Annotated in this window: 12 protein-coding genes; 11 read left to right on the plus strand and 1 reads right to left on the minus strand. The window is 67.3% G+C overall.

What is annotated here, in order from left to right:
- Positions 1–191 precede the first annotated feature (191 nt).
- The 11 genes from argC (at position 192) to tyrS (ending at position 13,519) form a co-directional block, all read left to right on the plus strand.
- On the plus strand, positions 192–1,229 hold the full coding sequence (gene argC, locus AC4JJG_RS17160; RefSeq protein WP_495400456.1) for an N-acetyl-gamma-glutamyl-phosphate reductase: 1,038 nt from the start codon (positions 192–194) through the stop codon (positions 1,227–1,229).
- Positions 1,226–2,500 (plus strand): bifunctional glutamate N-acetyltransferase/amino-acid acetyltransferase ArgJ, encoded by a 1,275-nt coding sequence (argJ, locus tag AC4JJG_RS17165; protein WP_495400457.1) that lies wholly within the window; start codon positions 1,226–1,228, stop codon positions 2,498–2,500. Before argC ends, argJ begins: the two co-directional genes overlap by 4 nt.
- On the plus strand, positions 2,497–3,414 hold the full coding sequence (gene argB, locus AC4JJG_RS17170; protein WP_495400458.1) for an acetylglutamate kinase: 918 nt from the start codon (positions 2,497–2,499) through the stop codon (positions 3,412–3,414). The genes argJ and argB overlap by 4 nt, the downstream gene beginning before the upstream one ends.
- Positions 3,411–4,607 carry an acetylornithine transaminase gene (locus AC4JJG_RS17175; protein ID WP_495400459.1) on the plus strand — a complete coding sequence of 399 codons (1,197 nt, stop codon included), beginning with the start codon at positions 3,411–3,413 and terminating at the stop codon, positions 4,605–4,607. The genes argB and AC4JJG_RS17175 overlap by 4 nt, the downstream gene beginning before the upstream one ends.
- Positions 4,604–5,527 (plus strand): ornithine carbamoyltransferase, encoded by a 924-nt coding sequence (argF, locus tag AC4JJG_RS17180; protein ID WP_495400460.1) that lies wholly within the window; start codon positions 4,604–4,606, stop codon positions 5,525–5,527. Before AC4JJG_RS17175 ends, argF begins: the two co-directional genes overlap by 4 nt.
- Positions 5,524–6,042, plus strand: coding sequence for an arginine repressor (locus tag AC4JJG_RS17185; protein ID WP_495400461.1), 519 nt, complete (start codon positions 5,524–5,526; stop codon positions 6,040–6,042). Before argF ends, AC4JJG_RS17185 begins: the two co-directional genes overlap by 4 nt.
- A gap of 115 nt (positions 6,043–6,157) precedes the next feature.
- Positions 6,158–7,357, plus strand: coding sequence for an argininosuccinate synthase (locus tag AC4JJG_RS17190; protein WP_495400462.1), 1,200 nt, complete (start codon positions 6,158–6,160; stop codon positions 7,355–7,357).
- Positions 7,354–8,793 (plus strand): argininosuccinate lyase, encoded by a 1,440-nt coding sequence (argH, locus tag AC4JJG_RS17195; protein WP_495400463.1) that lies wholly within the window; start codon positions 7,354–7,356, stop codon positions 8,791–8,793. Before AC4JJG_RS17190 ends, argH begins: the two co-directional genes overlap by 4 nt.
- A 71-nt stretch (positions 8,794–8,864) precedes the next feature.
- Positions 8,865–11,849 (plus strand): AMP-binding protein, encoded by a 2,985-nt coding sequence (locus AC4JJG_RS17200; protein ID WP_495400464.1) that lies wholly within the window; start codon positions 8,865–8,867, stop codon positions 11,847–11,849.
- A gap of 82 nt (positions 11,850–11,931) precedes the next feature.
- On the plus strand, positions 11,932–12,156 hold the full coding sequence (locus tag AC4JJG_RS17205) for a Trm112 family protein (RefSeq protein WP_495400465.1): 225 nt from the start codon (positions 11,932–11,934) through the stop codon (positions 12,154–12,156).
- A gap of 64 nt (positions 12,157–12,220) precedes the next feature.
- The gene (gene tyrS / locus AC4JJG_RS17210; protein ID WP_495400526.1) at positions 12,221–13,519 is read left to right on the plus strand and encodes a tyrosine--tRNA ligase; all 1,299 of its coding nucleotides are present in this window, start codon (positions 12,221–12,223) and stop codon (positions 13,517–13,519) included.
- A 138-nt stretch (positions 13,520–13,657) separates the two neighbouring features.
- Here the strand turns inward: tyrS and AC4JJG_RS17215 are convergent.
- The coding region (locus tag AC4JJG_RS17215) for a hypothetical protein (protein WP_495405795.1) at positions 13,658–13,860 on the minus strand (203 nt) is incomplete at its 5' end.

Consider the following 13,860-nt stretch of genomic DNA (forward strand, 5'->3'; position numbering starts at 1 on the left):
ATCGTGTCACGGGGCTGTTTGGGCAACGGTTTCCACAGAACTTTCACCGCAGAGGGTGGCGGACTGGTTAAACCCCGGCTGTTGGCACTGTGAGGTGAAATATCTGTGGCTCACTGGCCGCGGGCAGCTTGAGGCCATCCGGCCGACGACCCGGAGATGAATTGATTTGCATCGAAGTGCATAATGATTGCATGACGATCAAGGTGGCGGTTGCCGGTGCAAGCGGTTACGCCGGAGGCGAGATTCTCCGGCTCCTGAGTGGGCACCCGCGTCTGCGATCGGGAGAGTTGGAGATCGGCGCGCTCACCGCGGGCGGGAATGCGGGCTCGACACTGGGTTCGCTACAGCCGCATCTGCTGCCGCTGGCGGATCGGGTGCTGGCGGAGACGACACCGGAGAATCTCGCCGGCCACGACGTGGTCTTCCTCGGCCTTCCGCACGGTCAGTCCGGGGCCATCGCGGATGCGCTTCCGCCGACGACCGTGATCATCGACTGCGGCGCGGATCATCGGCTGCAGGATGCCAAGGACTGGGCGGACTACTACGGCAGTGAACACGCCGGGACCTGGCCGTACGGCATGCCGGAACTTCCCGGCAACCGCGAGATCCTGCGCGATGCGAGCCGGATCGCCGTTCCCGGTTGCTATCCGACCGTCTCGATCCTGGCGTTGCGGCCGGCCATCGCCGCCGGGCTGATCGAACCGTATGTGAACGTCGTCGCGGTGAGTGGGACGTCGGGCGCCGGCCGTGCGCCGAAGGTCGATCTGCTCGCCTCAGAGGTCATCGGGTCCGCCCGCGCTTACGCCATCGGCGGAGCGCACCGGCATACGCCGGAGATCGCGCAGGCCCTGTCCGCCGCGGCCGATGCGCCCATCACGGTGTCGTTCACGCCGGTACTCGCACCGATGTCGCGCGGCATTCTCGCGACCTGCACGGCACGGACCCGCGCGTCCGCCGCCGAGGTGCGTGCCGCCTACGAGGCGGCCTACGCGGACGAGCCGTTCGTGCACCTGTTGCCCGAGGGCAGCCTCCCGACCACCGGTTCGGTACTCGGGAGCAATGCCGTGGCTCTCGCCGTCACCGTGGATGAAAGAGCCGGGACCCTGGTGGCCGTCGGAGCCATCGACAACCTGGCGAAGGGCACCGGCGGTGCCGCCGTGCAATCGATGAACCTGGCCGTCGGCTGGGACGAGACCGAAGGGCTGAGCACCGTGGGAGTCGCACCGTGACCGCAACATCGAATACTCCTGGGACCCAATCGGATCCGGACGACGACCGGATCACGCCGGGAGCGCCCCTCGACGCGCCGCGGCTGGTGCGCGACCAGGGTGTGACCGCGCCACTGGGCTTCCGCGCCGCCGGCATCGCCGCCGGTATCAAGTCATCCGGCGCCTCCGACCTCGCCCTGGTCTTCAATGAGGGCCCGGACTATGCGGCCGCCGGCGTCTTCACCCGCAATCAGGTGAAGGCCGCGCCGGTGCTGTGGAGTCAGCAGGTGATCGCCGACGGTGAACTGCGGGCGGTGATCCTGAACTCGGGTGGCGCTAATGCCTGCACCGGCCCAGGCGGATTCCAGGACACCCATGCGACGGCCGAAGCTCTCGCCGAGGCACTCAGCAACTGGGGCACCAGCACCGGTGCGGGAGAGGTCGCCGTTTGTTCGACGGGCCTCATCGGCGATCGGCTGCCGATGGACAAGGTGCTCGCGGGCGTCACCGAGATCGTGCACGAGATGGGTGGGGGACTGTCCGGTGGCACCGACGCCGCCTACGCCATCATGACCACCGACACGGTGCCGAAACAGGCTGCGCTGCATCACCCCCAGGGCTGGAATGTGGGCGGCATGGCCAAGGGTGCGGGCATGATGGCGCCGTCGCTGGCGACCATGCTCTGCGTCCTCACCACCGATGCCCGGGTCACCGCCGGTCAGCTCGACGAGGCTTTGCGCAAGGCCACGTCGCAGACCTTCGACCGCCTCGACATCGACGGTTCCACGTCCACCAATGACACTGTGCTGCTGCTCAGTTCGGGCGCGAGTCAGATTCCCGTCGAGCAGGCTGATCTGGACGCCGCCGTACGCGCGGTCTGCGACGATCTGGCCGCGCAACTAATGGCCGATGCCGAAGGCGTCACCAAACGCGTGGTCATCACGGTGCGGAATGCCGACAGCGAGGAGGATGCGCTCGCGGTGGCGCGTACCGTCGCCCGGGATTCCCTCGTCAAGACCGCACTGTTCGGCTCCGACCCCAACTGGGGTCGGGTGCTCGCCGCGACCGGCATCGCGCCCGTGACGATCGATCCCGATCGGGTGACCGTGTCCTTCAACGGAACCCCGGTGTGCGTCAACGGATGTGGGGTGCCCGGCGCTCGGGACGTCGACCTCACCGGCGCCGATATCACGGTCGAGATCGACCTGGCGCTCGGCGGTTCGTCTGCGAGCATCCGGACCACGGACCTCTCGCACGGCTATGTCGAAGAGAACTCGGCGTATTCGTCATGACGGGCGAGAAGAAGACGGAGAGTGAACTCTCCGCACTCGACAAGGCAACCGTATTCGCCGAGTCGTTGCCGGCACTGAAGGCGCTGCACGGCGCGACCGTGGTCATCAAATTCGGCGGAAACGCGATGATCGACGACGATCTGAAGCGAGCTTTCGCCGATGACATGGTGTTCCTGCGCGCCTGCGGGATCCATCCGGTCGTCGTGCACGGCGGCGGCCCGCAGATCTCCTCGATGCTGAAGAAGCTGGGATTGACGGGCGAGTTCCGTGGAGGTTTCCGGGTCACCACCCCCGAGGTCATGGACGTGGCGCGGATGGTGCTGTTCGGTCAGGTCGGCCGTGAACTGGTGGGACTCATCAATTCCCACGGTCCCTACGCGGTGGGCCTCACCGGCGAGGATGCCCGATTGTTTACCGCCACACGCCGAACGGTGCTCGTCGACGGCGTGGCCACCGACATCGGACTCGTCGGTGACATCACGTCCGTCAGCACCTCCGTGGTGCTCGACATGCTCGCCGCCGGCCGCATCCCGGTCGTCTCGACTATCGCCCCCGACCGGAACGGCGTGGTGCACAACATCAATGCCGACACCGCGGCCGGCGCGCTCGCCGAAGCACTCGGTGCGTCCCGGCTGGTCATGCTCACCGACGTGGAAGGTCTCTACACGGACTGGCCCGACCGCACATCGTTGGTATCGCGGATCAACACGACCGAAGTGCGCGCGCTGCTCGGGTCGCTGGACGCCGGCATGGTGCCCAAGATGGAGGCGTGCCTGCGGGCCGTCACCGGCGGTGTGAAGCAGGCCGACGTCATCGACGGCCGGATTCCGCATTCGGTTCTGGCCCAACTACTCACCCGGAGTTCGACCGGCACCACGGTCGTGCCCGACGACGACGAAGGTGGTGCGGCATGAGCACGGAGACCGACCAGTGGCAGCAGCGGTGGTCCACCGCACTGATGCGCAACTACGGCACCCCGGCGATCACACTCACCGGGGGATCGGGTGCCGTCGTCCGGGACGCCGACGGCAAGGAATACCTCGACCTGCTCGGCGGTATCGCGGTCAACGCTCTCGGCCACGCCCATCCGGCGATCGTCGAGGCCGTCAGCACCCAGTTGCAGACGCTCGGCCACGTGTCGAACCTCTACATCAGTCCGCCGGTGGTCGAATTGGCCGAACGACTGCTGGATCATTTCGGTCATCCGGGGCGGGTGTTCTTCTGTAACTCCGGAACCGAGGCCAATGAGGCCGCGTTCAAGCTCGCACGGCGGACCGGACGGCCCGAGATCGTTGCCGCCGAGAAGGCCTTTCACGGACGCACCATGGGCGCCTTGGCGATGACCGGGCAACCCGCGAAACGTGAACCCTTCGAACCGATGCCGGCCGGTGTACGTTTCGTGCCCTACGGCGACATCGACGCTCTGGACGCGACGGTGAGCGAGAAGACGGCTGCGGTGATCCTCGAACCCATCCTGGGGGAGAGTGGCGTCGTCGTGCCGCCGGAAGGCTATCTGGCCGCCGCGCGACGGATCACCACCGAGCGTGGGGCGCTGTTGATCCTCGACGAGGTGCAGACCGGAATCGGACGCACCGGAACGTTTTTCGCACATCAGGCAGCGGGGGTTGTGCCCGACGTGATGACCCTGGCCAAGGGGCTCGGCGGCGGTCTGCCCATCGGGGCCTGTATCGCCACGGGGGCGGCTGCGGATCTCTTCGAACCCGGGCAGCACGGCACCACCTTCGGTGGCAATCCTGTGTCGGCGGCCGCGGCACTGGCCGTATTGCGCGTCATCGACGAACAGGGGCTCATCGATCATGTTGCGTCCGTGGGCAAATCGATCGCAGCCGGCATCGAGGGCCTGGGGCACCCGCAGATCGATCGCGTCCGGGGCAGCGGATTGCTCCTGGGGGTGGCGCTCACGTCCGCGATAGCCGCCCGGACCGAGCAGGCCGCACGGGACGCGGGATTCCTCATCAACGCACCTGCCCCCGACGTGCTGCGCCTCGCGCCACCGCTCATCCTCACCGAAGAACAGGGGGCGAGCTTCGTCGCCGCCCTTCCCGGCATCCTCGATGCCGCAACCGATTCGGAGGCCACATCATGACCCGGCATTTCCTGCGTGACGACGACCTGTCGCCCGCCGAACAGGCCGAGGTGCTCGCCATCGCCGCCGAGGTCAAAGCGAACCCGTTCGCCTTCCGTCCCCTGGACGGGCCGCGCGGGGTCGGCGTGATCTTCGACAAGAACTCCACGCGAACACGCTTCTCCTTCGAGGTCGGCATCGCGCAACTCGGTGGGCACGCGGTCGTGGTCGACGGCACCACAACACAATTGGGCCGCGACGAGACGATCGAGGACACCGGTCGGGTGCTGTCCCGGTTCGTCGACGCGGTCGTGTGGCGGACGTTCGGGCAGGATCGTTTGGAGGCCATGGCGTCCACCGCGACGATCCCGATCGTCAATGCCCTCTCGGATTCCTTCCATCCCTGCCAGATCCTCGCGGACCTACAGACCATCGCCGAGCACAAGGGCCGCACGGCAGGTCTCGCGATGACCTACCTCGGTGACGGTGCGAACAACATGGCGCACTCCTACGCGCTCGGCGGTGCGATCGCGGGCATGCACGTGACGATCAGCGGGCCCGACGGGTTCCAGCCGGACCCGGAGATCATCGAGACCGCCCAGAAACATGCCGCCCAGACCGGTGGGTCGGTTCGCGTGGAGACCGATCCGGTCGCCGCCGCCACCGGCGCCGACGTCCTCGTCACCGACACCTGGGTGTCGATGGGGCAGGAGGGCGACGGCCTCGACCGGCAGGCGCCCTTCCGGCCGTATCAGATCAACGACGAACTGCTGGCGCTCGCGGACGACGACGCAATCGTCCTGCACTGTCTGCCCGCGCACCGCGGTGAGGAGATCACCGACTCGGTGATCGACGGACCGGCGAGTGTCGTGTTCGACGAGGCGGAGAACCGTCTGCACGCCCAGAAGGCGCTGCTGATCTGGCTGTTGAGGCAGCAATGACGGCATCGGGCAAGATCCTGCCGCCGACCGGGGAGGCGCGACTGGCCGCCACCCGCGCAGGCCGCCACGCACGGATCATCGAACTCCTCGCCGGGCATCGGGTGCACAGCCAATCCGAGTTGCAGCAATTGCTCGCGGAGATCGGTATCGACGCCACGCAGGCGACCCTGTCCCGTGATCTCGACGAGCTCGGTGCGGTCAAACTGCGGGCCGCGGACGGCGGTGCAGGCGTCTACGTCGTGCCCGAGGACGGCTCGCCGGTGCGCGGTGTGTCGGGTGGCACCGACCGGCTGGCGCGGCTGCTGGGGGAATTGCTGGTGTCCACCGACAGCAGCGGCAACCTCGCCGTGCTGCGCACGCCGCCGGGCGCAGCGCACTATCTGGCCAGCGCGTTGGACCGGGCGAGCCTGGCCGACGTGGTCGGCACGATCGCCGGCGACGACACGATCTTCGTGGTCGCCCGCGAACCGATGAGCGGTGCCGAACTGGCGCGACGAATCGAGGGCCTCGTGTAACAGCGTGGCCCGCACGAAACGGTCGAAGACCCACAAGACACAATCACCATCAAGCACCAACATGCACCACGGCCGGACCGGCCGCCTCGGTGCGCACGAATACAGGAGACAGACAATGGCGGAACGCGTCGTACTCGCATACTCGGGCGGCCTGGACACCTCGGTCGCGATCAGCTGGATCGGCAAGGAGACCGGCAAAGAGGTCGTCGCGGTGGCACTGGATCTCGGTCAGGGCGGCGAGGACATGGAGGTCGTGCGCCAGCGTGCGATCGACTGCGGTGCCGTGGAAGCGGTCGTCGTCGATGCCCGCGACGAGTTCGCCGACGAGTACTGCCTGCCGGCCATCAAGGGCAACGCCCTCTACATGAACCGCTACCCGCTGGTGTCCGCGCTGTCGCGGCCACTGATCGCCAAGCACCTCGTGACCGCGGCACGCGATCACGGCGGCACGATCGTCGCGCACGGCTGCACCGGTAAGGGCAACGATCAGGTCCGCTTCGAGGTGGGCTTCGCCTCGCTGGCGCCCGACCTGCAGGTCATCGCGCCGGTCCGGGATTACGCGTGGACCCGCGAGAAGGCCATCGCCTTCGCCGAGGACAACGACATCCCGATCACGGTCACCAAGAAGTCGCCGTTCTCCATCGACCAGAACGTGTGGGGCCGTGCCGTCGAGACCGGCTTCCTCGAGGATCTCTGGAATGCGCCCACCAAGGACGTCTACGACTACACCGAGGACCCGACCATCAACTGGTCGTCGCCGGACGAACTGACCATCACCTTCGACAAGGGCCGCCCGGTCGCGATCGACGGCAAGCCGGTGAGTGTCCTGCAGGCCATCGAGGAGCTCAACCGGCGCGCCGGTGCGCAGGGTGTCGGCCGCCTGGACGTCGTCGAGGATCGTCTCGTCGGGATCAAGAGCCGTGAGGTCTACGAGGCCCCGGGCGCCATGGTGCTGGTGACCGCGCACGAGGAACTCGAGCACGTGACCCTCGAACGCGAGTTGGGCCGCTTCAAGCGGCGCACCGACGCCGAGTGGGCCGAACTGGTCTACGACGGTCTCTGGTTCTCGCCGCTGAAACGGTCGCTGGATGCCTTCGTCGACTCCACCCAGGAACACGTGAGCGGCGAGATCCGCCTCCAGCTGCACGGCGGAGCCATCATCGTCAACGGACGCCGCAGCAACGAGTCGCTCTACGACTTCAACCTCGCCACCTACGACGAGGGCGACAGCTTCGACCAGTCGGCGGCCCGTGGTTTCGTGGAACTGCACGGCTTGTCGTCGAAGATCGCGGCCCGCCGGGATCTGAAGCAGTGACCGATCAGCACGGGACGAACCAGGGCGCCCTGTGGGGCGGCCGGTTCGCCGACGGTCCGGCCGCGGCCATGGCCGCGCTGAGCAAGTCGACACACTTCGACTGGGTACTCGCTCCCTTCGACGTCGAGGCGTCGAAAGCCCATGCGCGCGTACTCAATCGCGCCGGACTTCTCACCGACGGCGACCTCGACGCCATGCTCGACGGACTCACCCGTCTGGCCGCCGATGTCGCCGACGGTTCGTTCGGCCCGGCCGAGAGTGACGAGGACGTCCACGGCGCCCTCGAACGCGGCCTAATCGAGCGAGTCGGACCGGAACTCGGCGGCCGACTGCGAGCGGGCCGGTCACGAAACGACCAGGTGGCCACTCTCTTCCGGATGTGGCTGCGTGCCGCCATGGCACGCGTCGCCGACGGCTTGCTCGATGTCGTCGATGCCCTCGTCGCGCAGGCCGCGGCCCATCCGGACGCGGTGATGCCGGGCAAGACCCATCTTCAGGCGGCACAACCCGTTCTGCTCGGTCATCACCTGCTCGCGCACGCGCAGCCGCTGATCCGCGACATCGACCGACTGGCCGACGCGGATCGCCGAACGGCCGTGTCGCCGTACGGTTCGGGGGCTCTCGCCGGTTCGTCGCTCGGACTCGACCCGGCGGCGATCGCGGCCGATCTCGGATTCGACCGGCCCGCGGAGAACTCGATCGACGCCACCTCGTCGCGGGACTTCGCCGCCGAGGCCGCCTTCGTGTTCGCCATGATCGCGGTCGACCTGTCGCGTCTGTCCGAGGAGATCATTCTCTGGAGCACACCGGAGTTCGGTTACGTCACGCTCGCCGATGCCTGGTCCACCGGTAGCTCGATCATGCCGCAGAAGAAGAATCCGGATGTCGCGGAACTGAGCCGTGGCAAGGCCGGTCGTCTGATCGGCAACGTGACCGGGTTGCTGGCCACGCTCAAGGCGCAGCCGCTGGCCTACAACCGGGATCTGCAGGAGGACAAGGAACCGGTCTTCGATTCGGTCGCCCAACTGGAACTGCTCCTGCCCGCGATCACCGGGCTGGTGGCCACCCTCGAATTCCACGAGGACCGCATGGCCGAACTGGCGCCGGCAGGCTTCACCCTCGCCACCGACATCGCGGAATGGCTTGTCCGGCAAGGAGTCCCATTCCGGGTCGCGCATGAGGTCGCGGGCGCCAGCGTCCGTGCGGCCGAGGAACGCGGCATCGGCCTGGCCGACCTCGACGACGAAACGCTCGCCTCGATCAGCCCGGATCTCACGCCCGCGGTCCGTGAGGTGCTGACCGTCCGGGGCTCGATCGAGTCCCGCAACGCCCACGGTGGTACTGCATCATCGCAGGTGGAGCGGCAGATTGCGGTGCTGCGCGACGACATCGCGCAGCGGCGCCTGCGCTGGTCGCCGGAGGATGGGCGAGTCTGACCGTTCGCTCCATGAGCGCATGAGTAGAGTGATCTGAGTCACCGTCGGGGGTGACGGGAAGGGACGGGAAGATGGTGGGGTTACCGACTTTGCCCGATTTGGGGGGCGTGGTCGATCGTGTGCTGGCGACGGCACAGAACGGTCTCGAGGTATGGCGACTCGGCGGACTGGAGACCGGTACCAAACCCGCACCGTTCAGTGTCGTCGAGACCGAGAAGATGTTCCGGCTCCGGCGGTACTTCCCGGACGAGCCGGTCGACGGCCCGCACATCGTGATGGTGCCGCCGATGATGGTGTCCGCCAACGTCTATGACGTCACGGAGCAGAACGGCGCGGTGTCCATCCTGCACCGTGCCGGCATCAATCCGTGGGTCGTCGACTTCGGGTCGCCGGACTCCGAAGAGGGCGGGATGGAGCGGAACCTCGCCGACCACATCGTCGCCGTCAGCCGCGTCATCGATCTGATCATCGAAGCCACGGGGCAGGACGTCCACCTCGCCGGCTACTCCCAGGGCGGCATGTTCGCCTACCAGACCGCGGCCTATCGCAGGTCGGAAGGCATCGCCAGCCTCATCACCTTCGGCAGCCCGGTTGATGTGCTCGCCGCGTTGCCGCTCGGCCTGCCCGCCGGACTCGTGGTGCCCGGTGCCGAGATCCTCGCCGACAAGGTGTTCAACCGCCTGTGGGTGCCGGGCTGGATGGCCCGCGCCGGATTCCAGCTCGTGGACCCGGTGAAGACCGCTCGCAGCCGCATCGACTTCCTGCGCAAGCTGCACGACCGCGACGCTCTGCTGCCGCGTGAGGATCAACGTCGGTTCATCGAGGCCGACGGCTGGGTCGCCTGGTCGGGACCTGCCGTGGCAGAACTGTTGCGGCAGTTCGTTGTTCACAACCGAATGGTGTCCGGCGGATTCACCGTCAACGGTGACCTGGTGTCGCTGGCCGAGATCACCTGCCCGGTGCTGGCGTTCGTGGGGGAGGCCGACGACATCGGGCAGCCGCTCGCAGTGCGCGGGATCGCACAGGCGGCGCCACGTGCCCAGATCTTCGAGTCCCGGCTGCCCGTCGGGCACTTCGGATTGGTCGTCGGCAGCACGTCCGGAGCCCAGACCTGGCCGACGACGGCGGAGTGGGTGAAATGGCGCGAGGGCGACGGTGAACGCCCCGCCGCCATCGAGAAGATGGTCGTACCCGACCGCGAACCACGGGGTTCGGGAGTCAGTCTCTCGTCCCGTGTCACCCACGGCCTCGGTGCGGTGGCCGACGCGGGCGCCGGGATGTCGCGTGAGCTGCTCGGTGCCGCGTCGTCGCTGCAGCGGACCTCGCGCGCGGTGGCGCAGGAGTCCGTTCGCACGGTGCCCCGGTTGTTCCGGCTCGGCCAGATCCAGCCCGGCACGCGCATCTCCCTCGGCAAGCTGATGTCGGAGAACAACCGGCGGGCCGCGGGCAAGGAACTGTTCCTCTTCGAGAATCGTGTGCTCACCCACGAGCAGGTGAACACCCGTATCGACAACGTCGTCGCCGGCTTCATCGAGTGTGGCGTGCGGCCCGGAGTTCATGTCGGCGTGCTGATGGAGACCCGGCCCAGCGCCCTGGTGGTCGTCGCCGCACTGTCCAGGCTCGGTGCGGTCTCGGTCATGCTGCCGGCCGATGGCGAACTCGCCGAGATGCAGCGCCTCGCGGACGTGTCGATGGTGGTCACCGATCCCAGCAACCTCGACCTGGTCACCAAGCACTGCGATCGGGTGCTCGTGCTCGGCGGCGGCAGCGGCGACGCCCGCGTCATCGACCGCGCCGACGGTTCGACGGTCATCGACATGGAGCAGATCGACCCGGACTCGGTGGCGATTCCGTCGTGGTACCGGCCCGACCCCGGTCTGGCCGGCGACCTCGCCTTCATCCTCTTCACCCGGGCCGGCGGCAATCTCGCGGTCTGGCCGATCACCAATCACCGGTTCGCGATGTCGGCGTTCGGCGCCGCATCGGCTGCCGGCCTCACCGAGGGTGACACCGTCTACTGCCTGCCGCCCCTGCATCACGCATCGGGCCTGCTCACCACACTGGGCGCGACGGCCGTCGGCCGGTCGCGAATCGCCCTGTCCAACCGGATCGATCCGGAGACCTTCGCGACCGAGGTCCGTCGCTACGGCGTCACCGTCGTCTCCTACACCTGGTCGATGTTGCGCGACGTCATCGACATCGACGCACCGGCCGGTGGTTACAACCCGATCCGCCTGTTCATGGGCTCCGGTATGCCCGCCGGTCTGTGGCGGGACGTCCAGGACACCTATCCGAAGGCGAGGGTGCTCGAGTTCTTCGCCACCGCGGACGGCGCCGCGATCCTGGCCAATGTGTCCGGCGACAAGATCGGGTCGATGGGCCGCCCGCTGCCGGAGACCAACGACGTCGAGGTCGCGGCATACGACGTGGCGTCGGACCGGCTGATCGTCGACGACTCCGGCTTCGTGCGGAAGGCGGCCGTCGACGAGGTCGGTCTGCTGCTGGCCAAGTCCCGCCATCGCTTCGAGATGTCCTCGACCGTGCTCCGCGACGTGTTCTCCAGCCGGGACCGATGGGAGGTCTCGGGTTATCTGTTCCGCCGGGACGCCGCCGACGACCTGTGGTTCTGCGGGTCGGTCGACACGGTCATCCGCAGTGCCGACGGGCCGGTCTACGGGCCGCCGATCGAGGCCGCGCTCTCGCAGATCCGTGCTGTCGACCAGGTGGCGGTGTATCGACTCGGCGACCCGGGCGACCAACTCGCGGTGGCCGCGGTGACGACGCGGACCGTCGGCGGAAAGCGCGAATCCCTCACGGTGTCGGCGTTGCGCATCGGGCTCGGTGCATTGCCGGCCGAGGAACGTCCACACCTGGTGTGGGTCGTCGACGAGATCCCGGTGTCGGATTCCTATCGCCCGTTGGTCGGACAGCTCGCCAAGCGGGGACTACCGGCGCCTGGTGCGCGCGTCTGGTACCGAGACGCGGACGGCCGCTACCGTCGCTACACGCGCGGCGTCGTCGACGATGTCCCGTGGCGCCGGTCGGATCCGGCGTGACCGTGTCGCTGCCGAATCGGCCGTCGACCGGTGGATTACAGTGGCGGACATCGCGCATCACCTTCGAGATGGGGAGTATTTCGTGACGTCACGTGCCGAGGCGATCGATCCGGTCACCCGGGAACGGTTGGTGTGCCCGCAGGATCACGGCCCGCTGGTCAACGCGGGCGACGAACTGTACAACCCCCGCCTGCGTGTTGCGTACCGGATCGATGCGGACGGGATTCCGGTGATGCTGGCCGACGAGGCACGAAGCGTCGACGATGCCGAACACGCACGGTTGACCGGGGCCGATTCGGCCGGTTGATGGTCGCGACCCGGGCGTGGACGCGGGTCGCCGAGATGACAGGATCGATCACGTGAGTGCCGAGATGTCTGCCGCCGTGTCCTCGTCCGTCGCACCGGACGGAATCCTCGACGACCTCGAGTGGCGCGGGCTGATCGCGCAGCATACGGACCTCGAAGAACTTCGTGCCCGGATCGCGAAGGGCCCGATCACGCTGTACGCCGGTTTCGATCCGACCGCCTCGAGCCTTCATGCCGGCCACCTCGTGCCGCTGCTCACCCTCCGTCGCTTCCAGGAAGCGGGGCATCGGCCGATCGTTCTCGCCGGTGGGGCGACCGGACTGATCGGTGACCCGCGCGATGTCGGGGAGCGCACCATGAACACCGCCGACACGGTGGCCGAGTGGGCGAGCCGCATCGATGGACAGCTTCGCCGTTTCGTCCGGATCGATGACACACCGAACGGCGCCCTCGTCGTCAACAACATGGACTGGACCGGCGAGCTCACCGCCATCGAATTGTTGCGGGACATCGGCAAGCACTTCTCGATCAACGTGATGCTCGCCCGTGACACGGTTCGTCGTCGTCTCGACTCCGACGGCATCAGCTACAGCGAGTTCAGCTATCTGCTCCTGCAGGCGAACGACTACGTGCAGCTCAATCGCCGGCACGGATGCCTCCTGCAGATCGGCGGCTCGGATCAGTGGGGGAACATCGTCGGAGGTGTGGACCTGGCGCGCCGACTCGACGGCACCAGTCTGCACGGGATGACCGTCCCCCTGGTGACCTCGTCGGACGGCAAGAAGTTCGGCAAGTCGACCGGAGGCGGGAGCCTGTGGCTGGATCCCGACCTGACCAGCCCCTATGCGTGGTACCAGTACTTCGTCAACACTGCGGACGCCGATGTCGTCCGGTACCTGAAGTGGTTCACGTTCCTCGGTCGCGAGGAGATCGAGGAACTCGCCACGGCCACCGAGGAGACCCCGCACCTGCGTCTCGGTCAGAAACGTCTGGCCGCAGAGATGACGACGCTCATCCATGGTGCGGATCAGACCGCGGCCGTGCAGCTCGCGAGCGATGCGCTGTTCGGTCGAGCTGATCTCAAGGACCTGGACGAGGCGACGCTGGGAGCGGCGGTGGGCGAGACCACGGTCGCCGAGTACGCGGGGGAAACACCGACGCTTGTTTCGCTGCTTGTGGACACCGGACTGTCGGACAGCAACAAGGCCGCACGTCGCGCCATCGGCGAGGGCGGTGCGTACGTGAACAACGAGAAGATCACCGATCCGGACTGGACGCCGGCCCCGGACGACCTGCTTCACGGGTCGTGGTTGGTCGTCCGACGCGGCAAGAAGAGTTTCGCTGGAGCGAAGTTGTCGCTCTGACCAGGCGATTTGACGCTGTGTTCGCGCCTGTGTAACTTAATCGATGCACCGCAGAGCGATGCCCCTCCGGTCCGAGAGGAACGGGGTGGCGGAACGCGCGCCAGGTCGATGACCGAACGCACAGCGATGCACTCCGATCTAAACAACTCCGATGTGAACCGCAACACACAAGCTTGCGAGCCGCAGACGAGCCTGGTAGGTTGGAAGAGTTGCTCCGGAAACGGCCTGCAACGTAAAACGAACGTAAAGCTCGCTGGTGAGCGCCCCGGAATTCGGGGTGGTGCTGGTGGGTGTGTGTTCTTTGAGAACTCGATAGTGTGTTGGTGGATTGTTTGATGCCA

The sequence above is a fragment of the Gordonia sp. B8661-1 genome (genome assembly GCF_059427765.1).